We start from the raw sequence: 25139 nt of genomic DNA, 5'->3' as shown, positions 1-25139 counted from the left end.
TCTTTTTTGTGATTTTTAAAAATATGGTATTGAATACTTAGTCAATAACAATCTTTCTTGTGCTTGTTTTACCAGCTTCAGTAATTTTCAAAACGTAAACCCCTTTATTCAAGCTAGAAACATCAACTTGCCCAGAAGCAACTTCTTTTGACAATACTTGTTTTCCTAAAATATTATAAATAGCTACTTTTTTAGCATCTCCACTATCAGTATTGATAAACAATTTACCATCTTTCACAGGATTTGGATAAACGTTTAATCCTTTGATGTCGTTTTTAGCAACTCTTAAAGTTGGCTCAGCTAAACTTGCATCTTTTGCGGTAATTTCATCTGAATAATTAAATGCTTTATCAACAGCATAAATTTTATAATAATACTTGGCAGTGTCTGGATCTGTAATTGTTGCAGATACTCCAGTTCCTATATAAACCACAGTTCCTGTTACTGCCCCTGTACCATTTGTAATGGTATTGCCCACTTGGTAAATTCCGTTTTGATTGGGATCATTATCGCTATAAACAGTTGAAGTTGAAGGGTAACGTACAACAACATAACCTCCACCGTCTATTGCTCCAGACGCTGTCCAACCTATAGTCGCATCATTTCCAGATTTAGAATAGGTTGGTGCGGTTGCTGCATCTGGCTTAATAACATCAGGAACAGTACCCGCGTAAACAACAAAGTCATCTACGTCAACTTGTGTTGTAAAAATATCAGCAGCGCTAACAGCAGAAATACGTACAGCGGCAAAATTACCTGGTCCTTGAGCAAAAGTAGCAGTAGCAGTAGCAGTAGTTTTCAAGGTTTGTGCATACTTAATCCAAGTATTTGCTGTAAATGTAGCCGTTGATGCTCCAGCACTTGAACTTACAGATCCTGAAGCAACACCGTTTAAATACGTAGTACCACTCATTGTAATATTAGGAACACTAGTGGGGTCAACTGCAGCTCTGTAATAAAATTGAATAATGTAATCAGTATTAGGTAAAAGATAATTGGTATCTGGATTTGTAGGTGTTTGTAAACGAGTACTTGTTTTACCACTTCCCAAAGACTGGGAAACATAAATATTTCCTGTTCGAGCAGTTCCATCAGAATATGCTTTTTGAACAACTGCATTACTTGAAGATCCTATACTCCATTTTGCAAATTGTGTTGTACCCGTAGAAGATACTACTGGCAAATTAGCAGTAGTAGATTCTGCTTCAATCCCTCCAATCATATTTGGAAACTGCCCGATAACTTGTTGTGCCTGAGCATTAGAACATAACAAAGCCATTGCCAATACAGCAACACCTTGAACAATTCGATTTTTGTTAAGTAATTTTGTTTTCATAATGTTAAAGATTTTAAGTTAGATTATTATATGGTATTCCAAATTGGATAACCAATTTGGAATACCAAACATAAGTATTTTATTTAATTAAAAAAAGATTTTTAGTTTTTTATATTCATTTAGTAACCAAACACATAAGTATGTTTTTAAATACTTACAGAAAAACTTTTTAAACGCAAAACTTTAATTTCTAACAATTATCATTTTGGTTCCTACTATCATGTTTGTATCATCTAAAATCTTCAACAAATAAGTTCCGCTTTCTAACGTGTTGATTTCTATAACAAAATGATTGGAATCAGAACCTTGAAGCTTTTTATCTAGCACTTGTTTTCCATCCATACTATAAATTAGTACTTTACTTGCAGTCTTAATACTTGAAGAGTACAAATTAATAATACTAGAAGCAGGGTTTGGATACACCACAAAAGCATTGTTTAGCTGGTTTTTATCAACAGATAATGAACTCGCTGTACCCCAAAATTCAATTTCTGAAACAGATGTAAATGCAGTAGAATTATTACCACCTCCAATGATTTTTACATATCGAGCTACATTAGTAAAAGGATAAATCGCATATGTTGTTTGAGATGCTGCTGCACTTTGCACATTTACAGGAGTTGTATAAGTCAATCCATCAGTAGAGAATTGAATTCCATAATAATACCATTTAGAAGAAGTCCCAGTAGTTGAAATCTTTATAGATTCTAGTGTATATTGTGCTCCAAGGTCATAGGTCAATGTTCCAAATGGAGCACCAGTACCGTCATCAGACCATTTTGTACTAGTACTTTTATCCAAAGTATTTGTTGCAACATTAACTCCAGATTGAGTGTTTGTTGCAGTTACTGAAACAGGATTTCCATCTGCACCTGTATTTATAAGCGTAGCTCCCGATGGCACTCCTGCTTGCGTAATGGTCAAAGTTGTTGGTGCCATTGAACTTCCTGTTACGGTCAAAGTTCCCGTTCTAGTAGTTGTAAGTGTATTTGCAGCAGCTGTAACCGTTATTGACCCATTGTTTGTTCCAGAAGCAGTATTAATACTTAACCAAGAGGCATTATCAATATTAGCTGTCCAAGCAACATTTGATGTAACAGTTGTTGACTTAGCTTCACCTCCAGCAATAAAATTAGTAACTGCAGACAAAGTAAGTGTTGGTCCAACTTGCGTTATAGCCAAGGTAACTGGAGTAGCACCAGCACCCGTTACGGTCAACAGACCTGTTCTTGCTGCACCAGTTGTATTAGCAGTAGCAGTAATTGCGATAGAACCATTTCCGGTTCCTGAAGTATTATTAATGCTTAACCAACTCGGACTATCAACAGTTGCTGTCCAAGCCAAATTTGTCGTTACTGTTGTTGCTTTATTTTCACCAGCTATTGTAAAACTTGTTATTGGGGATAATGAAAGCGGGATATCCTCATAAGCTGTTGGCCCAACTGTTGCAGCAACCATTGGCATATAACGAACTGACTCTATACTATAATGATGCGCTCCAGGGTTACTTGTTGAAGGTCTAGATTTGCCTTCAATTTCTTCATTAAGTGTTGTTGTAGTTGTATTTACGGTGTTTAAGGTATTTACATATAATGCAGTTGTTGCAGAAGTTCTCCAAGTGCTCGTGGCATTATCAAATAATAAATTAGGATTTTCAACAATTACTTGACTTGAATTAGACAATGTAGTCGATGTTCCTCCAGAAATAAGTGTTGCAGCTCCTGTAGGATACATCAAATTATTAGACCACGTAATAGCACTTCCCTGATCTTTACCGTCTACTATTTTAACTAAACTATTGCGATTACTTGTAATTAAATTATTAGCAATAGTAACCTCACTTACTGTTTTAGTATAATTATTATTGTTAGTAAAACCTATTTCAATTCCTTGATCGTTATTTACCAAAGTATTATATCCAATAAATACACGCTCTGCACGGTAATGCTTAGTCAAATCAGTACTTGATCCTTCAATTGCATCACCTTGCGTAAGTGTAATAGGCGCATCCCATTTGGTCCCATTCAATCCTTCAAAATAATTATTGACAATTACATGATCTGTACCATAAATTCTCATTCCTCCTGTGTACAAATTAGTAACTGCTCCAGTAGTTGGATCTGTAACACTTCCAATATCTCTGCCGTTTCCAAAGAAATAATTCCCTTCAGCTCTATTTCTATTTCCATGTCTAAAAGAAAGCGTTCCGTAATTTCCACGAAATGTATTATGCCTAATGGTGTTATCACATGATTTAACCGATAATACCTCAGGATCTCCATCACAACCTTCAAATAAATTATATTCAACCGTTGTAAACCCACTTGATTTTGACATATCACTCCAGCCTACTCTAATCGATTCCTGCTCGTTTACTGCTCTTGGATTATTGTCTTTAAAATAGTTGTGATCAATTTGATCGTATGTTGATTGGTGTTTTGAATTATTACCATCAATAGTAATATAATGACCCGAAGTGTGTTTGTTTTGAAAAACATTGTGGTCAATTCGGTTGTGGTGACTCGGGTTTGTATAAGGATAAACAATATCATCATAAACACCACCAATATATACCCATTTGATTGCAACTGTTGTAGTCAAATCAAATATGTTTCTGGTTATCCTTATGTTATTTGATCCTTCAAGTTTTACCAATGTACTACTTCCTGTTGCTATAATATTAAAACCCTCAACGATAAAATTGGCACATCTTTTAAAAGTAAAATAAGAATTTCCAGTTAAAGTTACTCCTCCAACAGTTTCTGCTTTTATAATAATCGGGTTGGCAGTAGTTTGATTCATATCAGTAAATCCACCTTGAAAACCAGCATAACTTCCATTCTTAAGGATAAAGGTTCCTCCATTAGTTCCAGCAGCTTTAACAGCAGTGATTAACGTACTCGCACTTGTATAGGTCGTTTGTGCTTGCAGTTCATTAAAAATTAAAAACCCCATTAACACAAAAAAGTGTTTGGAGACTTTGCCCTTCAAAAAAGTAATTTTTTTCATCAATATATCATTTTGGTTAGTTAATCCTTTACTGGAAAACCATACTGGTTTACCAATTTAAAAAACCAAATATAATTATAAATTCGACATCAAAAACTTTTTAACTAAAAAAAATAACATTCATTAAATCAATACTTTAAATCCATTATTTACACTCCTTTTTTATCGACTTATGTGTTTCTAAAAAAGATTTGTGAGGGATAGAAACGGAAAGCCTGCAAACAAGTTGTAGCGATAGCAGAACCTGTTGAGGACTTGCAATGTTTGGCCCGTCCCGAAGCGTCGTGATTACGGAGGGGCACACCCAAAATATTGGAATTATTGAATTAAACATACACTATCATGAAATATAAAGAATCCCAACTTACAAAATTGATGTAGGTTGGGATTCTTGTATGATAGCGATTTGACACAATCATAAATTATGCACTTATTTTTTCTTGTCTTCGGTAACATTATGTGTTTTTAACCATTCTTCCCCTTTACTGTCCATAAAGAAATCCATCCAGACATAATATAGTACATCATCTTTTTCTACAGAAACAGAATGCATCGAACCTAATGGAATATGAAGTAACGCGTATTCAGGTAAAGCCATCTTAGCATCATCAGCGTACACTACACAGTTGTTTTTGGAAAGACTCAAAAATAATTGCTCTAACATGGGGTGTTTATGAGCACCTACTTTATCCGGACCTTTTGTTTGCACGGTTCCCATCGCTATTCTAGGAATAATTTTGTTGGGCATTATCGTGCGACTGATCGTGTTTGGACTTTTGATTGGTTCGGTATAAGGCTTGCAATCTGTAAATTTTGCATAATATACATTCTGAGTGCTTTCAGCAGAGAATTCTTTTAACTCAATGAGGTCTTGAGCAGAAAGTTTGGTTACAATTTTCAAATAATGTAAGGTGTCATTTTTTGCAGTTTTGATTGTAATGCTTTTGGCTACATTGGGCAACAAAATCGTTTCTGGCACAATCTCATACTTTTTATTAGCTGCCTTTACAGTTCCCTTTCCTTTAAAAAACAAGTAGATTGTTCTGTAACCTTCCTTGGAATAATCCACCAATCCACTTTTACCAGTAAAAGATATTTGTTCAACATGAATCCCTTTTATTTCATTTTCTAAAATTGATTTAGAATATCGCTTAGTATTTTCTGTTAATTGTGTGTTTAGCTTTTCTATCGGGATTTCTTGAGCTTGTATTATTAGTGTAAACGATAATAACAAAAGCACAATGGCACTATTTTTTTTCATTCTAATATTTTTTAATTAAATACATTTTAGGTCTTACTAAAAATTCACTTTCTTGATTTAAAATAGTTTTTTTTTTAACGCCAACTATGATTATTCCAGCTTTAGGGCTATTCTTTCAATAAGAAATAATAACGTACACGATTACGATTACTTATTCAAAATAAACCGCAACAATTCCTACTAAACGCTACAGCTATAACGTAATCATCTTCAGATCTGTTCTGAAAATTTCTACAAAAAAAAGATATACTAACATGAAATTCATGTCAGTATATCTTATAAAAAGCAAATTAATTTTATTCCGAAGGACCATATAGAATAGTCCATAAATTTATAATCATCCTTTTATAGTATTATTCACTAAATAACAACTTTCTTAATTAGTTTGACTTTAGGCTTACCATTCAATACCATAAACCCAAAGCAAACTTATTCTAAGACCTTAATTAATTATAACCAGGGTTTTGAGGCAATAACTTAGGGTTTCTAGTTAACTCATTTGCTGGTAATGGAAACAAGTAATTTCTAGTTGGATTAAAGCCAGACTTAGCTCCTTCAAATCCACCAGCTGCAAATACTGTTGGTCCTAAATTTCTTCTTGCGATGTCATACCATCTTGAAAACTCAAAAGCAAGTTCCCACTTACGCTCATCAAGAACTGTTGTTCTAAAAGCATCTTTAGTTAATCCTGAAACATCTGCTGGGAAAGCACTAGCTGTAATCAAACCTCCACCTGATCTTGCTCTTGCTCTTACTCTATTTATCCATGTATTTGCGTCACCTGTTTGCCCTACTTCATTCGCCGCTTCAGCGCCAATCAACAACAGCTCCGCATAACGCATCATTAAGTAATTGCTTTTTGTGTTTCTACCATTTCCTTCTAAAGCTGTACCTGCTTTACGAGTATACTTTGCAATATGCGGACGGTTATCACCAGCACTATAGTAAGTTTTAAAATTAGTATATGGTTGTCTTACACCTTTAAAAACTCCTGTAGCATCAAAACTAACTGCTTTTCTATAGTCAAGGTCATTCCAACTAGTATACACGCTTAAAGATGGAACCTCTACAGACCAACCTCCACCAGAACCATATTGTTCATCAGCTCTAATACCTGTAAATGCTGCTTGATAATCTCTTCCTTGATCTCCGTCAGACGTACCAATAAAATCTATTACAAATATTGGTTCAAGAGAAGCATCTGTTTTAGAAGTATCAAATACATCTTGAAAATTTGCTTCTAAACCTAACTTATAAATCCCTTCTTTTGATATACAATCTTTCGCCTCATCATAGGCTTTTTGATAATTAGCGTTGTCATATTGCCCCATTGTTAAATAAACTGAAGCCAAATAAGCACTTGCTGCTGATTTAGCAGGCATCGCTCTAGCTGTCTGAAAATTCGGCAACCATTCTTTAGCAAACTGTAAATCTACAATGATTTTTGCGTACACATCTGCAACTGGAGTCTTACTAATTGAACCTGCCGCAATAACATCTGTTACTGGCGCTTCAAGGTAAGGAATAGCTCCAAATTGTCTCACTAAATGGAAATACACAAATGCTCTTATAAAACGAGCCTGAGCCACAATTGGGTTTTTCGCAGTTTGATCTGCTGTAACTAAATCAGCTCCTGCAATAGCGTCATTACAAGCACCAATAATTTGATAGCATTTCGGCCAATATACAGCAATATTTGCATTATCAGCTTGAAGAGCTAAAGTATTAAACTGAACTCTTTCAGGGTTTGTAACATTTACATTAAGATCGACCATATCACTAGCTAACATAAGTGACATCGACATCTCTCTAGACATAAAGTTCCTATGTTGCATATGACCATAAGCTCCATTTACCGCTAATTGTATTTTATCTACAGACGTAAAAAAAGTCTCAGGGGTTAATAAGCCAACAGGTTTTTCTTCTAAATCCGAACATCCCATTATTGATAGTCCTACCAACACGAATATATATTTATATTTTTTCATTTTCCGATATTTTTATTTTATATTAAAATTTTAAACTAAGACTAAAATTCCATGATTTAACTGTTGGAAAATTTCCAAAATCAAACCCTTTCGTTGTATTAGCTTGTCCTGTAGATCCAGAACCAGAACCAAAATAACTCACTTCAGGATCTAAACCTGAGTATTTTGAAAAAGTTAACAAATTCTGTGCACTTATAGATAACCTAAGGTTCTCTAATCCTAACTTTTCAATAATGTTATCTGGTAAATTATATCCTAATGCGATATTTTTAAGTCTAATATAACTTCCGTCTTCTACAAATCGAGAAGAAATCTCTCTTCTATCAGCTATAACACGAGGTATATCTGTGTTTGTGTTTGTAGGTGTCCATGCATTTAGAACTTCTTTAAGTGCATTTGAACTTCCTCTAAACAACTGTGCTCTGGTAAGGTTAAAAATATCCCCACCGTAAGATCCTTGAAAAAAGATATTCAAGTCAAAGTTTTTGTAGCTAAAGTTATTAGTAATACCCATATTCCAATCTGGATTAGGATCACCTATAATTTTTCTATCAGTCGTAGTAATAGTACCACTTCCATCTACATCTATAAACAATGGATCTCCTGCTTGACGTGTTGCGGCATTAGCTGTAGTAGCTGTACCTGCTGGTAAAGTACCACCTTGGTAAACACCTTGATAATCCCAACCATAAAATACACCTGCAGCTTCACCTTCTCTTAAAATATGTGTACCTGCTTGATTGCTAAAGAAACCTGGTGCAGCATTCTGAATTACATCAATACCACCAATCAATTTAACTACCTTATTTTTATTTGTAGACCAGTTAAAATCTGTAGTCCATCTAAAATCTTGACCAGTTATATTTTTGGTATTCAACGAAACTTCAAAACCTTTATTATTAATCTCCCCAACGTTTCTAATACTTGCTAAAGTCAAAAAACCAAGATATTCTGGTTGACTTGCATCTGCTAATAAAAGATCCTTTGTGTCAATGTTATAATAATCTAATGAAAGTGAAATTTTATTATTCAACAAACCTAAATCCAAACCAATATTTGTTTGATAAGACGATTCCCATTTCAAATTTGGATTTGCAGCTTGATTTGGCACAACCGCACCTACAGGTACATTGGCAATCCCGGCATATAGAGTACTTAAACTTGGTAACGACTGATAAGCTGAAATTGCTTGGTTACCTGTTACACCATAACTCGCTCTTAACTTTAAGTTTGAAACAGTTTGACTATCTTTTAAAAAATCTTCATTTGAAACTTTCCAACCCAAAGCACCAGAAGGAAAAATGGCATATTTTTCATTTGCAGCAAAATTTGATGCCCCATCTCTTCTAACAGTAGCAGTCAACAAATATTTGTCATTGTAATCATAATTTAATCTTCCAAACTGAGATTCAATTTCCTGTTCTGTAAAAGAGGAAGTAGGTAATACGGTAACTGCACTACCAGCTAAATTATAGTAAGAAAAACTATCATCAGTAAGTTTTTGAGCACCCGCAGAAAATCTTTCTGAAGTTGTTTTTTGATAAGAATATCCTGCCAATAAGCTTAAAGTCCCTTTTCCTACTTCTTTATTATAAGTCAAGTAACTCTCTGTCAATATGTCTGATTTTTTAAGATTTGCAATTCCTGCTTTTCCACCTGTACCTCTACCTGCAGTAACTAGCAATGTTGAAGGTCTAAAAGACCCAACTGTTTCATTTGTTGTACTAAAACCAAAAGTAGTTTTAAAAGTAAGATTTTTCAAAACATCATAATTTGCATATAAGTTTGATCTATTGATGTCTGCTTTAGTATTATTTACAGCTTCAGTAGCGATAGCATACGGATTATCAACTTCATCAGCAATATTATCCGTTGTATTTAATCCAGTTATAGGGTCTTTTACTCCATAATCAGGTCTAAATCTAAACATTAACGAAATCACATCATCTCCACCACCATTGGCTGTTAAACCATTTGATTGTGTAGGAACTCCATTTTTAGTAGATCTACTGCTAAAAAGGTTAAAACCTAATTTTAATTTATCTGTAACTTGAGCATCAATGTTCGACAAGAAAGTTAATTTTTCAAAGTCAGAATTGATAATAACTCCATCTTGTTTAAAATAATTAGCCGAAGCATAAAAGTTGATTTTATCACTTCCACCTGAAAACGAAAATTGATGATTTTGAGTACTTCCTGTCTTATATAGTAAATCTTGCCAATCTGTATCTGCAGTTCCTGCAACAAAACTAGGATTTGTTATTTTTTTATAAGTAATAAACTCAGCTGCATTTAATAAATCTAGTCTGTTTGAAGTATTTTGAACAGAATAGTTAGTATTCATCTCAACTGTTAATTTACCACTTCTACCTTTTTTTGTAGTTACCATAACTACACCATTGGAACCTCTAGAACCATAGATGGCAGTTGCTGATGCATCTTTCAATACCTCAATAGATTGAATATCGCTTGCTTGCGGCATAGTAGCACCTACAAAACCATCAACAACAATAAGTGGGTCACTAGCTGCATTAATAGAAGTATTCCCCCTAACTTTAATACTAATAGGAGCTCCCGGCTCACCACCATTATTTGATTGAACAACTACACCAGCTGCACGACCTTGAAGAGCTTGCTCTGCACTTGCTAAAGGAAATGCGTTAATTTCTTCCGATTTAATAGAAGAAACAGCTCCTGTGATATCGCTCTTTTTTCGGGAACCATACCCCACAATAACAATTTCTTCTAGTTCATTTGAACTATCAACCAGAACAACGTTGAGTGTCTTTTGGTTTGTAATAGTTATTGATTGCATTTTAAATCCTATGTACGAAAATTGAAGTACATCTCCTTTTTTAACTTCCAATTGAAATTTTCCATCGAAGTCTGTTGCCGCACTTTTGGTTGAATTGGCGATAACAACATTTGCACCCGGAATTGGCATTTTTCCAGCATCTAGTACTGTACCGGATAAAGTATATCCGCCTTGCGCAAATAACGATATATTAAATATCATCATAAGCATTAAACTAAGTTTAATTTTAAAATTCATAGTTGATTTGTTAGTGATTAAATTGATTGAATAAAGGATAGAAAAACCTTCTAAATTAAATTTTGCATTTCATTTATAGACAAAGTTTTATTGGTTACTAATTAAACCATATTGGTTTGTTAAACTGATTAACCAATCTGGTTTTCCAAATATAAGCCTTATTTTTATGTTAAAAAAATTTTAATACCAATAATCTAAAAATTCATATTTATTTCCACATAAAAAGATTGAAAATTGAAAAAATCCCTCATAAAAATATTGCCTTAGTAAAAAAACTAACAATTCAGCAAAACCAAGGCCTGCAGACGAAATAGAAACTCAAAAAACATTAACATTTCATTGGCTTAGCTAAAAATATCATTAAATACGTGAATTATTAGGTCATTTATATATTCGAAAAAGAAAAAAAAGCGCTACATATAATCTATTAACCTTATTTTTAATACTTTAAAACTTAAAATCATTTAAAACAAATAAACATACTGCACAATTAAATCATTATAATTATTTCATTAAACACTAAATCCACCTGTAATAGTCATGAAAATTTAGCTCAACTCATTAACAGGAAAAAGCATTATTAAAATGCAAAAAAAATCCCAACCTACAAATTACCTGTAAGTTGGGATATTATAATTATTAGTCTTTCGACCAATACTATTTCAAAAAAAATTTTATTTTTTCAAGTCTTTAATGATATCAATACATTCTCTAGTCAATGCTTCAATCTTTGCGGTATCAAAATTACCTTGAGCATCTGCTTTGATTAATTTTGAACCCATACCTACGCAAACAGCACCTGCAGTGATCCACTCTGTTAAGCTTTCTTTAGTAGGCGAAACTCCACCAGTTGGCATAATAGTAGTCCAAGGCTGAGGCCCTTTGATTCCGTTGATAAAAGCTGGACCATATAATTCTCCAGGGAATAATTTTACTACTTCGCATCCCATTTCTTCCGCTTTTGCAATTTCAGTTAACGAACCACAACCTGGTGACCACATCACTTTACGACGGTTACACACAATAGCTATATCCTCTCTAAGAACTGGAGTAACAATAAAATTTGCTCCCAATTGCATATACAATGAAGCTGCAGCAGCATCGGTAACAGAACCAACACCCAAAACCATTCCTGGCAATTCTGCAACTGCATATTTAACTAATGCTGAAAAAATTTCATGAGCAAAATCACCTCTGCTTGTAAATTCTAGTAATCGAGCACCACCATCATAACAAGCTTTCAAAACTGTTTTACTAACTTCAATATCTTTATGATAAAACAATGGAACAAGTCCTGTTTCTTTCATTACTTGTGCTACTTCTATTCTTGTAAATTGAGCCATATTTTTTATATTTATCTTGAAACTTTTCCAGAAAAATCACCTGTAAGCAATTTTTCGATTTCACCTTTTGTTACTAAATTATAATCACCAGAAATAGTGTGTTTCAAACAACAAGCTGCAACCGCAAAGTTCAAAGCTCTTTGTTTGTCTAAAGGTTCTTCGTTCAAACCATAGATTAATCCGCCCATAAAGGCATCGCCACTTCCTACCCTGTCTACAACTGGCGTTACTTCCTGAACATCAGCATTATATATTTTTTTACCGTCATACATTACACCACCAATACGTTGATGCGAAGCACTAACCGAATAGCGCAAAGTAGTGGCTACATATTGCATTTCAGGACACAGTTTAAAAATGGTGTCATACAAATCCGGCAAAAGCTCTCCTTTACTATAATCTGGATCCACTTTGTCAAGTCCTAACATAAAATAAGCAGTATCAATGTCTCCTAAGATTACATTGCTATATTTTAACATGGCAGGCATAACTTCTTTAGGTTGCTTACCATAATTCCATAGTTTTGCACGGTAATTCAAATCGGTAGAAATAGTCAATCCCATTTCGTGAGCAATCTCAATAGCTTCCATACAAGCCTCAGCTGAATCTTCAGACAATGCTGGAGTAATTCCACTCCAATGAAACCAAGTAGCCCCTTTAAGAATTTCTCTCCAGTTAATTTCACCTTTTTTCAAGGTAGACATTGAGCTATTTGCTCTATCATAAATTACATTACTAGCACGTGTACTAGTACCTGTTTCTAGGAAATAGATCCCTAATCGATCACCACCAAACAATACGTTATTGCAACCTACGTCCAATTTACGCATTTCCTGCAAAGCACTAATTCCTAATTCATTTTTAGGAATTTTAGTAACATATTCTGCATTCATACCATAATTAGCTAATGACACAGCTACATTAAATTCACCACCACCATAAGTAGCTTTGAAAGATTCTGCTTGAGAAAATCTCAAATGTCTATCCGTTGATAAACGGAGTAAAATTTCACCAAAAGTGATTACTTTTTTCATCTTATCTAATTCCAAATTGATTAAAAAATACAATTAACTATAAAGATAAAAAGCAAAGAAAACCTTTGCTTTTTATCTTAAATCGGTTCAAAAATAACCATTTTTTTAGTGTAAATTAATTTATTTTAGCATTTAAGCAAAATTCGATTGCAATTTACCTTATTTATTACAGTCTAAGAAATAATCCACCATCTCAATAAGCGTCACGACAATGACTTAAAAAGACTTTATGGTTTTCTCAACCTGCCAATTGTGAATACATTCACATAAGACCGCTATTTTGTGAAATGACGATCTAAATACCGATAATAGAAATTTGGGCTACATGATAAAACATAAGCCCAATTCTTAAGTTATTATATTCCTAATGCTTGACCACCACCAATTTGGATAGTTTCAGCTGTCAAGAAAGAAGCATCATCACTTACTAAGAAAGATATAACACCAGCAACTTCTTCAGGCTCACCTAATCTACCTAACAATACACTGCTTTTCCAAGAAGCAAAAACTTCTGGCTTAGTAGCTTTAATTTGAGCGTGAAAAGGAGTATCAATCGTACCAGGAGATACCGCATTAACTCTAATTCCGTACTCCGCTAAATCTTTAGCTAAAGCTCTTGTAATAGATTGAACTCCACCTTTTGATACTGCATAAACACCAGCTCCAGGACCTGCACCATTCCATGCTGCATTTGAAGTATAGTTTATGATAGATGCATTTTCACCTTTTTTCAAGAAAGGGATAGCTGCTCTTGAAGCATAAAATACCGAATCAAGATTCAAAGCCATTACGAATTTGTATTCTTCGTTGGTCATATCTTCAAATCTAGCTCTAACACCGATACCACCAGTATTATTAATAAGAGCATCAATTTTCCCGTATTTTTGACCAATTTTAGTAATATTTTCAGTTACAGCATCAGCATTTGTCATGTCAAATCCGTAGTATTCAGCAGTAATTCCGTCAGCAGTAAGCTCTGCCACTTTTTCAGCGCCAGTTGCGTCATCAATACCATTTAAAATTACAGTATATCCATCTTTCCCTAATCTTTTTGCTACTGCAAAACCAATTCCTCCAGTTGCACCAGTAATTACTGCAACTTTTCCATTTAAATTACCCATTTTCAATCTATTTTAATTATTTAAAATCCTTGTTTTTTCTCTATTATCTATTCCGTCTATTATTACGCTACAGGTTGTATCTTTTTTATTAAAAACATAATGGAACCAATTGTCAACGGAGCCAATACTGCTATAATAATAAATGCAGGTGTATAAGATACTGTTGTAATTTTTGGTATTAACCAGTTCATAATAATTACCGATACAGCTCCCACACTTCCTGCTAAACCTGCTAAAGTCCCCACAGATGGTCCTTTGAACAAGTCGCTAGATAAGGTTTGCAAGTTTCCAATTGCGAATTGAAAACCAAATAATACCAATGCAACGATGTATATAAAACTCATAGCGCTATCACCGTCAACCAAAAAGATAATTCCTAAAAGCCCCATTAAGATCAACGCACAACCAATTCCTATTGTAATTTTCCTAGCAGCATCAACTGACTTAGTTTCAATTAACTTACCACAATACCAACCACCAATGATACTTCCAGCCATTCCTCCTAAATAAGAGATCCAAATGGTTGAACCAATTTCTACAATACTGAACCCATATTTAGAATGAAGATACAATGGCATCCAACCCACAAACAACCACCAAATAGGTTCTATGAAAAAACTACCCACAAGTACACCCCATGATTCTCTGTGTTTTAAAATATTCATAACACTCAAACCTTTTTCTTTAGTAACGTTACTATCATTAACATTACTACTCGCTTCAATAAGTTTCAATTCTTCCTCAGTAATCCAAGGATGTTTATCTGGTGTTGATTTATTAATAAACAACCATGGAATAACCCATAAAACTCCAATCGCACCAATGATAATATAAGTCATTCTCCATCCATATGCTCCGTATAAAAAAGCAATAAGAACGGGAGCGATTACACTTCCTAACGAAGCTCCAGCATTAAAAATACCTTGTGCAATAGCTCTTTGTTTCACTGGAAACCATTCCCCATTACTTTTTACAGCCCCTGGCCAATTCCCTGCTTCACCAAGTCCTAAAAGTCCTCTAAAAAGAGTAAGTGAAAATAACCCTCTAGCAAAAGCATGAAAAATAGAAGCTACAGACCATAGTATAATAGAAACAGTAAAACCTAAACGAGTTCCTATTATATCATATAATTTACCCGACAAAAACTTTCCTGCTGCATATGTTATCATAAAGATGTTTAGCATAATAGCATAATCAGCTTCGTCCATTCCCAAATCTTTACCCATCTCTGGCCACATAATTCCAAATGCAGTTCTGTCGATGTAATTAATTACTGTGGCTAAACAGATTAATGTAATAATCCACCATCTTAATCCTTTTACTTTCATAATATTACCGTTTTTTTTTTAGCTTTATTTTTAATTTAAAAAAAGCCAAAAGTTACCCTTACCTATATTTTTCAATTAGGCGAAATTGTATTAATTTAAAAAAAAGAGTTGTTTTTTAAGTTCTAAAAGTACTTTGGAACCTGAGTACTTTTAGAACTTTTATTCCTATCTATTATTCTTATACATTATAACAATATTCATATAATGCTTTGAAATGTTGTTTCATTTTCTGTTTAGCTAATTGTGGATTTTGAGCAACAATGGCGTCGTAAACCTCTGTATGATCATTAATCCTATCAAGACCTTCATTTCCACTTTTATCACACACATGATACTTTTCAAAATTGGTCAATATTTCAGGAGTTATAATTAACATCATGTTGTTAATTGTACTATTTCCACTAGCTTTAGCAATCGCTAAATGAAATATTAAATCTTCCTGAACAGCATCTTCACCCGTATGTACTTTATCAGCATAAGCATCTAAAGCAGCTTTGATGTTTACTAAATCCTCCTCTGTTCGCCTTGTAGCAGCCAAACGCACTGTTTTTAATTCAAGCAAAATTCTAGTTTCTACTAATGATCTAAAATCTGATACTCCTAATCTCAAAATATCATCTATTATGCCGTTGATAGCTATTTTTCCAATATTAGCCACAAAAGTTCCGCTTTGAGGAATTGATTTTAGTATTCCGTAAAATTCTAATTTCTGGATAGCATCACGAACACTACCTCTACTCACCCCAAACTTTTCAGACAACATTCGCTCTGAAGGAAGTTTATCTTGTGGTTCTAAATTTTTATAATTAATATAATCTCTTATTTTAGCTATAATTGCATTTAGTGATTCTTTATTATCTTTTTTAGTGATTACTTCTAACTTCATTTTATTTACGTTTTATGTCTGGTAAACCAGATTGGTTTGTAAAAATAATTAAAAAAACAACACGAAAATCAAAAAGGACACAATAAAACTTAAAAGCTAACTAATTCCTAATGAGACACTTCTAAATTATAAATCTTTACTTTAGCAAAAGAGTTTGCATTTTTAGATTGAAAATAATTCCCTGCTTTGAAATAATTCTCAAATACTCCCCATTTTTTCATGTTAATATCATCATAAACAAAAGACTCTGAGCCATTTAGAATCACTTCTAATCTACCTTCAGAAACTTTAACTTCTAAAGTAAACTTTGTGTTTAAATCTACTTTCTCTTTAAAATTCCTTCCTTCATCATCACCCCAAGCATGATCAGAAAGCATATCTTTATATGGTGCATTTAGATCTTTAAGTACTTTGGTTTTTACACGAATTTTTCCTTTATCCCAGTAAATTTTCAAAATTGGAGCTGCATTATTATCTTTTTGCCCAATCAAGTCTCGTTGTTCATCAGTCAATACTCCGTGAATTTGAGCAACAATCACACGACTGTACTTCCCATCTACTTCTTTAGAAATATCCTCAATGGCGTAAGTTGCTTTCATTTTTCCTCCTTGAGCAAAAGTCCAGTTCACCTTATTACTTCCAGTCTCCATCGTTTCTCTTAATTCAGTTCTAGAATAACTACTATTGGCAGTAGAAGTTCCCGAAGGAAAAGCATAAAACGCAATAGATTTATCCTTTGGATCTTCATACATATATTTATTAGTCAATTCATTTGTAGCAAAATCTAATATCTCAGGATAGCCCAAATTAAGTGTTTTGCCAGGTTTATTAGGATCCTCAGCTGGTGTAGTCAAGGTCCAATGTGACAAATCAATATTAACCTTGTTTTTCTTTGCTTTTTTATCTTGACCGTAACCAACAGCCGTAATAGTAAACAAACCAAGAAGTGCTATTTTTGAAAATTGTAAACTCATTTTTAATAATATTATTTGAAATATTGTTAGTCTAAAAAACCATTTTTAACAACCTTACCGATTTGGTAAACCAATTTGGAGAACCAAATATAGAGACAAATTTCTACTAAAAAAAATTAAAGAGAGTTTATTTTTTATATTAGCTAAAAAAAAGGCCTAATAAGCCAATAAACAAGTGTTTACATAAAACTATTTCACAAAAAAACCGCAAAACATTTAAATAAATGCTTTGCGGTCAACCTAAACCAATAATATATTTAATCCCTACTAATAATGTTCTTTATTCATAAAGTCTTCACGTATTGGACTGAAAACATCAATCAAAATACCATCTGCTAAACATAATGCGCCATGCAATACATGAGGAGGAATGTAAAAACAATCTCCGCCTTTTAGCAATTTTTTGTCATCACCAATAGTAACTTCAAACTCTCCACTTACAACATACGTTACTTGTGCATGGTAATGCTCATGCAAAGGGCCAATACTTCCTTTTTTAAAATCTACGTTTACAAGCATGATGGTATCATCATAACCCATGATTTTACGTTTCACACCTTCACCTACTACTTCCCACTTAATGTCATCTCCTAACAAAAACTCTTTACTTGCTCCAAAACTTTGCATACTAATTTATTTAATTGTTGAACTATAATGTGCTCCAACCCATGTATAGGTTTTCTCTTTTATTTCTAATTTGTGCTTTTGTGTTGCAGAACTATTCGTAGTTGCTAAGATAAACAAACTAACGGTTTCGTTTTTATTTTTGATGGATACCCCCACATAATTTTCATCTTCATATACCAATTCCACATTGGTAATCGAACTAAAAGCATTTATTGCATTCTCCGTCACTGGACTGTAACTTCCATGTGCTTCTATAACATTGACGAATGTAGTTTTCTGAGTATTCTTTCTACGGATAATAATCCCCGCATCTCTTCGTAAATTAAAATTGGGATCATTTGCACCCAATCTAACTAACAACAGCTCATCATCAGGACTTGTTGCCCAAGTCATGGTGTAAAAACTTCCTCCGTATAGCCAAGAAAATTTTGTGTTTTCATCCGTAGCTTTTCCAATTCCCTCTTTCCATAAATGTTGGTAACCAAATGATTTTCCTAATGGCTCCAATGTTTTTGGCATTTCATATTTAAAATTAGCAGACATCATTTGACCTAAATAGTAAAAAGGCAAATCATATTGATTAGCTATTTTAGCATCCACTTGAAAAATATCTAACAACAAAGGTTTCTCATATCCTTCAGTCTCTAGCAGAACCATCGTACGGTGCATTTTAGTACCTGGGTATGCATTATCTTCAGTTGCACTAATAATCTGAACTTTCGGATTACTTACATCATATAAATATTTTTTGGATGAAAATTTATCTCCTATTACAAAATCCCCATTAAAATGGGAAGTTTCATTTTGAATAATCGTATTGTGAGCAATGGTTTGTTTTGCCCATGTAGAATTTTCTTTTAGATAATTCCCTCCACCTTTTTGTTCTATATTCACAAAACGAGCCAATCCATAATCTTGTAAAACCTCATCGCTATTTTGATAATAAGAAAATGACAATTTATCAAAATGTCCGTGACTCGAACCCTGAGCCGCATATTTCATCACTAAAGTTAATTCGTTATCACTAATTTTATTTCGAAGGATAGCCACACCACCTTGCTCTCCATCAGAACCATCAGATAAATCAATTGATTTTTTGATAAATGGTTTGGTCAATTTATTTTTAACTCCCAATGCCACTGCCATACCAGAATTATCCAACTGCACACGTCCCTGTTTTTCAGCAATGGATAATAAAGAAGCATCTTTACCTCCGTACAAATAAGCAATATCCACCACCGAAACCAATTCTCTTGAATAGTAGGACATTCCTTTTTGCCCATCATTCAAAGGAAAAAACTCACCTTCAGAATTAGTCAAATTCAACAGCGCATAAGCAGATTTAATTAAGATCCCCTTCTTGAAATCAAAAATCTTTAACTCAGGTTTTGTGTTTTGTAATGCTTCCGCAAAAACCATAAAAGGATACATGGCATATCTTTGGTAATAAGGACCTTCATTGTAATATCCATCAGGTGAAAAAGGCTCCTCTACATTAGCTAAAAAACCTGTTTTTTGACCTTCTTTTTTGATCAAACCACCATCACTATCCCTCATTCCTGGAGGTAAATTATCTTCTTTCAAGCCATTCATAGCACGATCTAGCAATTCAGCGTCATCCATTACCAAAGCGATCATTCCAACTGCAACATTTCCCCAAGTACTGTGATTGTGTACTCTATTAAAATACTGAGGTGAACCTATCGAAATAAAATCTGCGTAAGGCTTGAACAGGTCCTTCTCAATAATCGCTCGATCTTTAGCACCTATAAAATTGTACACACAATCATAAGCCTGACTCGCATACACTAACCAGTTAGCGTCATTAAGAGCTTGCCAAAACAATTTTCCTCTTGCATACGAACGTTCTTGCGGATGTAAAGGTAACGTAGGATACAATTTGGCATAAGCCATCAACATATCCTTAACGTAAATAGCGTATTTTTTGTCACCAAGAATTTGGTATAATACACCTGCTTTTTGCATGATTAACCAGTTCTTTTTATGACGTTCATGTGTGTAACCTCCTGAAAAATCTTTTGGAATAGGCACTACAATCCCTAACTCAATTTCAACATCTACATCTTTTTTAACTTCAGCTATCGAAGCATCAAAAAGGGGCACTTTACCTAATTGCACTTTAATTTCCTTAACACCTTTTGGAGTCAATACCAATCTTGGGTGTCCTTGCGCGATTGCGTTTTGAAATACAATTAGTAACAATCCTAAAACAGCAACTTTAAACCAATTATTTTTCTTAAAAATCATCATTGTTTTTTTGTGTTTAATCCCAAATCGGAACCATTAATTACTTTCCTTTTCAAGAAAATTTTTACCCAATTGAAAATCAGTATTGCCTTCACATTAATTACTCTATTTAAGAGAAAAGGATAAATTCGATACTCTTTTAAAAGCATATAAAAATACTGGTTCGCCAATTTGGTTCTCCAAATATATTGCTATTTTTAGGAAATCAAAATTAAAGAGCAAGAAATTAGCACTTTTAATTGATAAACTTAAATAAAATCTCATAAAACAATCCAAAAGTGACACATAAGCACCAAAAATTGGCAACCTTTTAAAAACCAATACGTTATTTATATATATTTACTTTTTTTATTAAAAATATGAATTTATCCTAAAATAGCAATCACTTATAAAAAAGATTCATTTAATCTCAGTCTCTATAATGGTAAATTCATAAACAACATATTAAACAAATCACTAAAACAGTAGTCTAATCGTATCACATTAATTTAGGAAGTTACTATGTCACAAACTTTAAACCGCAGAAAACTTTTTAATCTAGTACTGAGAAGTTTCAAATCCAATCAAGTGAAGGGAGATCCTTTATTTGAGAAATACTCTAGAAAAGTTTTTAATGGTAGAAAATACCAAAGTGTGACTAACTTAACTGCTAGAGTAGCACCTGTAAGCAGTGGTTTGACTGCATATAGTGGCACTTGGGGGAAGTCCGAAGCATTGCATCTCCTGAAAAGAACTGGGTTTGGTTATAAAAAAGCGGACCTAGACAATTTACTTACCATGAGCATGACCAATGCTGTTAATACTATTTTGACGGTTGACACAACTCCACCATCACCACCAATTAACGGTTATAATAATTCTTTTGCCGACGAAAATAATTTGCCCTACGGCACTGATTGGACTAATGACATATTAATAAGTGGTCAAGGAAATACAAATCGACAACGAAATTTATCTTTAGCACAATGGACATTTGGGTTGACCCTAAATCAAGATACCAGTATTAAAGCCAAATTAGCTTTGTTTTGGTATCATTTCATTCCAGTTGATTTTGAGACCGTTCGTGTCTCTAGTGGAATCCATTCTGCTCGATTGCTTTATACATTTACCAAAATGTATTATGACAATCCATTGATGAATTTCAAAACGTTAATACGTACCATGGCAACACATCCAGCCATGATGTATTATTTGAACAACAACTCCAATTCAAAAACTTCTCCTGACGAAAATTTTGCTCGAGAAATCATGGAATTGTTTACACTAGGGAAAGATCCCTTAAGTCAATATAATGAAGTGGATGTGGTACAAGCCGCCAAAGTCTTAACCGGATGGCGTGTTTCAAATTTAACCACCACTACACCTGACACCTTATTCAACTCTAGTTTACACGAAACAAGCAACAAACAATTCTCGACTTTCTTCAACAACACGATAATCAACAATGCTGGAGCTTCAGAATTAGATGCCTTTGTTGACATGATTTTTTCAAAATCACAAGTCGTATCCGAATATATTTGCCGTCGCATCTACCGCTATTTTGTGTATTACGACATAGATACGACGATTGAATCGACTATAATTACACCCTTGGCTCAAACATTTGTTGCCAACAATTGGAATATTTTACCTGTTTTAAATCAGCTTTTTAAAAGCCAACATTTTTATGATATGGCAAATCGTGGTGTGTACATCAAATCTCCTTTTGACTTGGTGATTGGTAGTTTACGCACTTTTAACCTCACTTATACAGTAGCTGACCCAACTAATTATGAAGCACAATATAAAGTTTGGAATTATTTCAACAGTACGATTTTAATTGGTTTAGAACAAAGTATAGGGGCGGTACCGAATGTATCTGGATATCCTGCTTTTTATCAAAATCCCTCTTTTCATGAGTATTGGATAAACTCCAGTACTACCCAAAAAAGGTTTGATTTTTTGAATAAAATATTCAACGGTTACAACCTTACCTATAACGGACTCACCACTCGTATTGAAGTGGATTTAATTGCTTTTATACAGCAATTTAGCCCTACAACTTGCGCCGATCCCGACTTATTGGTAGCCGAATGTGTGAATTATCTATTGCCAATCGATTTGAGCACCACCCAAAAAAATCTAATTAAAACACAGTCATTGTTATCTAATCAAACTACTAATAGTTATTGGACAACAGCCTGGAACTTATATTTAAGCGATACATCAAACACCACTAACAAAAATAGTGTCAAAACGAGATTGAAAAATTTATTAGTGACCATCACCCAACTAGCAGAATACCAATTAATGTAATTTATAAAAGAGATGAAAAGAAGAAGTTTTATAAAAACAAGTGCTATCGCCACTATCCCTTTAGCATTAAATGGTGTTCCAATAATGGCGTCCTCAAACTTGGAAAGTAACGCCTTAGATATCCTAGCGAATGCCGCCTTAAGTTGCGGAAAAATACTGGTAATCATCCAAATGAATGGCGGTAATGATGGTTTGAACACGGTGTTTCCACTTGACAAATGGACCAATTTGAATAATGCCCGTTCAAATATCTTAATGAATCAATCTTCAGTATTATCCTTGGCAAACAATACCACTACAGGTTTACATCCCGGAATGTCCGAAATGAAAAACTTATATGATAATGGTAAATTGATGATTGTTCAAGGAGTATCATATCCAAATCCGAGTTATAGCCACTTTCGTGCTACCGATATTTGGTTTACAGGTTCGGGCAGTAATCAGGATTTAGATAGCGGTTGGTTAGGAAGAGCATTAGACAAAGTCTACCCTAATTTCCCAAATGGGTATCCCAATGGCGATATGCCTGATCCGTTAGCAATTCAAATAGGATCTACCTTACCGTTCTCATTACAAGGACCAACTATCAATATGGGCTATAACGCTCCAGACCCTAACGCACTTTTGAATGTCATCAATCAAATTACAGACCCTGCTCCCAATTCTGATTACGGTACGGAGCTGACCTTTTTACGATTGATGAAAGACCAAAGTAACGTGTACCGAACTGCAATACAAAATGCGTATAATACAACTCAATCACAATCCGCAACTTATCCATCATCAAACAAACTAGGCGACCAATTAAAAATTGTTGCTAAGCTCATCAACGGCGGGTTGCAAACCCCAATTTACATTGTTAATCACCCTAACACTTCTGATCTTCATAGCGCACAAGTAGACACAAATGACAAAACAATAGGTTCCCATCGAAACAATTTGAGTGTATTATCCCAAGCAATTGGAGCTTTTCAGCAGGATTTAGAATTAATGGGCAAGTCGGACTTGGTTACTGGAATGACTTTTAGCGAATTTGGTCGAAGAATAAAAAGCAACGCCAGTTTAGGAACCGATCATGGTGCTGGAGCCCCTGTTTTTTTCTTTGGTGCGGCATTAAACACAAGCCCAACTACAGTGGCAGGAACTGCACAACCTGTTCCAGGAATGATTGGGAAATCTCCCAATTTACCTTTGAATGCGGCAGTAAATGACCAAGTCGAAATGCAATTTGATTTCCGTCAAATATACTCCTCGATTATGCAAGATTGGTTGTGCATGACTGAGACACAGGCAACAGAAGTTTTAGGAGCAAATTTTGCTAAAATACCTATTTTCAAAAATTCAGGTTTAAGCACTGCCTCATTTGAAGAAGTGTCTTTTATGGCTGTATACCCTAACCCTATTACGGACCAAATCATCAATATCAACTTTAAAGACAGCTTGAATGGTTATGTGAATCTAAAACTATTCAGCATGCAAGGAACTTTGGTATTCCAAAAACCATTTAATATCAACGGCAACTTCTTGACGGTGCCACTTGAAAATGCAATAGCAACAGGTATTTATATTTTAGAAGTTGAATACAACAACCATAAATTCCGCACAAAAGTGATTATTTCTTAAAATAATTATTCAGAATCGAATGTCCGTCTATCCCGAAATTTCGGGACAATGTGACATTACAAACAACCATATAAAAAGGGCATAAAGTATTTTTAAAACTTCGTGCCCTTTATTCTATTTACAAAAAAAGCTTTTGCGAATCTCTGTGTCTACCTTAGCGAATCTCTGCGCAATTGCCTTATTCTCTTTTAATGGCTCTTCCCACGAAATCTTCTAATAATTCAAACATTCCATCAACAGAAAGAATTTGTGTGTCTGGATGTTCTTTTAAGAAAGCGGCATTTAGTTCCACCAAATTTTCTTCTATTTCGAAAAAAGTATCGTTGTTGATTAGATCGCGAATTGGATTCACGCCTTCCAATTTACTTTTAAAAAATTTATCTCTTTTAACGCTGCTCATCAAGTTCACTTTCTTGCATTGCGCTTGAAACAATTCCAAATGCTTTGGCGCGCCTAGCAATTCCAAGCCATCAGCGATGAGTCCGTTCAATTCCATGTTCCATTTTGAATTATAGACAAACTGCGCAAAATTCCCTTGAGTGCATAGCGAAACGTAATAATCCATGTAGTAACTCATAATCGCATCTTCGTGAATCAAATCGTCATCGATTTTTTCTTCACGCATAAGGTTGATAACCGATATATTGGAGTTGATGATGTCTTGTGGATTGCCACTATTGGCTGCAGTTTCTGAGATTATGATTGTACCAAATTCCATGGAATTATTGTTTTAAAGAGTTGAAAAAGCAAATTTCGGGTAAAAAACTGAAGGATGAAATCTTTTTGAACACAGATTTCAAAGATTAGCACAGATTTACTCGCTATCCGAATCGTTCCTGTTGTTTTGCTGATTCATTTTGGTCACCAAAGCTTTCAGACGCAAGGCGCTTACTTTTTTTTCTGCTTGTAGCTTTGCCTTTTTACGGTTGAGTAATTTGGTATGCAAAGCTTTGTTTTTGGTGTTTTTTTCGGGTCCTTTTGCCATGGTGCTGAA

General features: G+C 34.1%; 17 protein-coding genes. 2 read left to right on the top strand and 15 right to left on the bottom strand.

The features are described from left to right. Nucleotides 1–37 precede the first annotated feature (37 nt). The 13 genes from ABZP37_RS04720 to ABZP37_RS04660 form a co-directional block, all read right to left on the bottom strand. Nucleotides 38–1336, bottom strand: coding sequence for a T9SS type A sorting domain-containing protein (locus ABZP37_RS04720; RefSeq protein WP_366186048.1), 1299 nt, complete (start codon nt 1334–1336; stop codon nt 38–40). A gap of 183 nt (nt 1337–1519) precedes the next feature. Next, the gene (locus tag ABZP37_RS04715; RefSeq protein WP_366186046.1) at nt 1520–4345 is read right to left on the bottom strand and encodes a chondroitinase-B domain-containing protein; all 2826 of its coding nucleotides are present in this window, start codon (nt 4343–4345) and stop codon (nt 1520–1522) included. A gap of 430 nt (nt 4346–4775) precedes the next feature. Continuing rightward, on the bottom strand, nt 4776–5606 hold the full coding sequence (locus tag ABZP37_RS04710) for a cupin domain-containing protein (RefSeq protein ID WP_366186044.1): 831 nt from the start codon (nt 5604–5606) through the stop codon (nt 4776–4778). Between the two features lie 446 nt (nt 5607–6052). Further along, complete coding sequence (locus tag ABZP37_RS04705; RefSeq protein WP_366186042.1) at nt 6053–7594, bottom strand: RagB/SusD family nutrient uptake outer membrane protein; 1542 nt, start codon at nt 7592–7594, stop codon at nt 6053–6055. Between the two features lie 22 nt (nt 7595–7616). Further along, nucleotides 7617–10646: a TonB-dependent receptor gene (locus tag ABZP37_RS04700; protein WP_366186040.1), complete on the bottom strand. Its 3030-nt coding sequence runs from the start codon at nt 10644–10646 to the stop codon at nt 7617–7619. A gap of 674 nt (nt 10647–11320) precedes the next feature. After that, nucleotides 11321–11989 (bottom strand): bifunctional 4-hydroxy-2-oxoglutarate aldolase/2-dehydro-3-deoxy-phosphogluconate aldolase, encoded by a 669-nt coding sequence (locus ABZP37_RS04695; RefSeq protein WP_366186038.1) that lies wholly within the window; start codon nt 11987–11989, stop codon nt 11321–11323. Nucleotides 11990–12000: 11 nt separating this feature from the next. Continuing rightward, the gene (locus ABZP37_RS04690) at nt 12001–13023 is read right to left on the bottom strand and encodes a sugar kinase (protein ID WP_366186036.1); all 1023 of its coding nucleotides are present in this window, start codon (nt 13021–13023) and stop codon (nt 12001–12003) included. A gap of 356 nt (nt 13024–13379) precedes the next feature. Beyond that, nucleotides 13380–14144 carry an SDR family NAD(P)-dependent oxidoreductase gene (locus tag ABZP37_RS04685; protein ID WP_366186035.1) on the bottom strand — a complete coding sequence of 255 codons (765 nt, stop codon included), beginning with the start codon at nt 14142–14144 and terminating at the stop codon, nt 13380–13382. A 62-nt stretch (nt 14145–14206) separates the two neighbouring features. Next, nucleotides 14207–15472 (bottom strand): MFS transporter, encoded by a 1266-nt coding sequence (locus ABZP37_RS04680; protein WP_366186034.1) that lies wholly within the window; start codon nt 15470–15472, stop codon nt 14207–14209. 178 nt (nt 15473–15650) lie between these two features. Further along, nucleotides 15651–16358 (bottom strand): FadR/GntR family transcriptional regulator, encoded by a 708-nt coding sequence (locus ABZP37_RS04675; RefSeq protein ID WP_366186033.1) that lies wholly within the window; start codon nt 16356–16358, stop codon nt 15651–15653. A gap of 107 nt (nt 16359–16465) precedes the next feature. After that, nucleotides 16466–17332 (bottom strand): polysaccharide lyase family 7 protein, encoded by an 867-nt coding sequence (locus ABZP37_RS04670; RefSeq protein WP_366186032.1) that lies wholly within the window; start codon nt 17330–17332, stop codon nt 16466–16468. A gap of 267 nt (nt 17333–17599) precedes the next feature. Further along, nucleotides 17600–17959: a cupin domain-containing protein gene (locus ABZP37_RS04665; protein WP_366186031.1), complete on the bottom strand. Its 360-nt coding sequence runs from the start codon at nt 17957–17959 to the stop codon at nt 17600–17602. A gap of 6 nt (nt 17960–17965) precedes the next feature. After that, complete coding sequence (locus ABZP37_RS04660; RefSeq protein ID WP_366186030.1) at nt 17966–20230, bottom strand: heparinase II/III family protein; 2265 nt, start codon at nt 20228–20230, stop codon at nt 17966–17968. A gap of 498 nt (nt 20231–20728) precedes the next feature. Between ABZP37_RS04660 and ABZP37_RS04655 the strand changes: the two genes are divergently transcribed. Together ABZP37_RS04655 and ABZP37_RS04650 are read left to right on the top strand one after the other, a co-directional pair. After that, the gene (locus ABZP37_RS04655) at nt 20729–22522 is read left to right on the top strand and encodes a DUF1800 family protein (protein WP_366186028.1); all 1794 of its coding nucleotides are present in this window, start codon (nt 20729–20731) and stop codon (nt 22520–22522) included. Nucleotides 22523–22534: 12 nt separating this feature from the next. Then, nucleotides 22535–24145 carry a DUF1501 domain-containing protein gene (locus tag ABZP37_RS04650; RefSeq protein ID WP_366186026.1) on the top strand — a complete coding sequence of 537 codons (1611 nt, stop codon included), beginning with the start codon at nt 22535–22537 and terminating at the stop codon, nt 24143–24145. 178 nt (nt 24146–24323) lie between these two features. On the opposite strand, the gene ABZP37_RS04645 is transcribed toward ABZP37_RS04650, so the two are convergent. Then, nucleotides 24324–24863, bottom strand: a complete 540-nt coding sequence (locus tag ABZP37_RS04645; protein WP_366186025.1) for a hypothetical protein — start codon at nt 24861–24863, stop codon at nt 24324–24326. Between the two features lie 96 nt (nt 24864–24959). After that, nucleotides 24960–25130, bottom strand: coding sequence for a hypothetical protein (locus ABZP37_RS04640; RefSeq protein ID WP_366186023.1), 171 nt, complete (start codon nt 25128–25130; stop codon nt 24960–24962). Nucleotides 25131–25139: the final 9 nt, after the last annotated feature.

It is taken from the genome of Flavobacterium ovatum, assembly GCF_040703125.1.
Lineage (GTDB): Bacteria > Bacteroidota > Bacteroidia > Flavobacteriales > Flavobacteriaceae > Flavobacterium > Flavobacterium ovatum.
This window is presented reverse-complemented; position numbering and strand designations above follow the sequence as displayed.

Coding starts and splice junctions, on each gene's coding strand:
- ABZP37_RS04700 (WP_366186040.1), bottom strand. CDS start 10,646: ATGAATTTTAAAATTAAACTTAGTTTAATGCTTATGATGATATTTAAT.
- ABZP37_RS04715 (WP_366186046.1), bottom strand. CDS start 4,345: ATGAAAAAAATTACTTTTTTGAAGGGCAAAGTCTCCAAACACTTTTTT.
- ABZP37_RS04720 (WP_366186048.1), bottom strand. CDS start 1,336: ATGAAAACAAAATTACTTAACAAAAATCGAATTGTTCAAGGTGTTGCT.
- ABZP37_RS04680 (WP_366186034.1), bottom strand. CDS start 15,472: ATGAAAGTAAAAGGATTAAGATGGTGGATTATTACATTAATCTGTTTA.
- ABZP37_RS04655 (WP_366186028.1), top strand. CDS start 20,729: ATGTCACAAACTTTAAACCGCAGAAAACTTTTTAATCTAGTACTGAGA.
- ABZP37_RS04705 (WP_366186042.1), bottom strand. CDS start 7,594: ATGAAAAAATATAAATATATATTCGTGTTGGTAGGACTATCAATAATG.
- ABZP37_RS04645 (WP_366186025.1), bottom strand. CDS start 24,863: ATGGAATTTGGTACAATCATAATCTCAGAAACTGCAGCCAATAGTGGC.
- ABZP37_RS04690 (WP_366186036.1), bottom strand. CDS start 13,023: ATGAAAAAAGTAATCACTTTTGGTGAAATTTTACTCCGTTTATCAACG.
- ABZP37_RS04660 (WP_366186030.1), bottom strand. CDS start 20,230: ATGATGATTTTTAAGAAAAATAATTGGTTTAAAGTTGCTGTTTTAGGA.
- ABZP37_RS04650 (WP_366186026.1), top strand. CDS start 22,535: ATGAAAAGAAGAAGTTTTATAAAAACAAGTGCTATCGCCACTATCCCT.
- ABZP37_RS04640 (WP_366186023.1), bottom strand. CDS start 25,130: ATGGCAAAAGGACCCGAAAAAAACACCAAAAACAAAGCTTTGCATACC.
- ABZP37_RS04665 (WP_366186031.1), bottom strand. CDS start 17,959: ATGCAAAGTTTTGGAGCAAGTAAAGAGTTTTTGTTAGGAGATGACATT.
- ABZP37_RS04670 (WP_366186032.1), bottom strand. CDS start 17,332: ATGAGTTTACAATTTTCAAAAATAGCACTTCTTGGTTTGTTTACTATT.
- ABZP37_RS04695 (WP_366186038.1), bottom strand. CDS start 11,989: ATGGCTCAATTTACAAGAATAGAAGTAGCACAAGTAATGAAAGAAACA.
- ABZP37_RS04685 (WP_366186035.1), bottom strand. CDS start 14,144: ATGGGTAATTTAAATGGAAAAGTTGCAGTAATTACTGGTGCAACTGGA.
- ABZP37_RS04710 (WP_366186044.1), bottom strand. CDS start 5,606: ATGAAAAAAAATAGTGCCATTGTGCTTTTGTTATTATCGTTTACACTA.
- ABZP37_RS04675 (WP_366186033.1), bottom strand. CDS start 16,358: ATGAAGTTAGAAGTAATCACTAAAAAAGATAATAAAGAATCACTAAAT.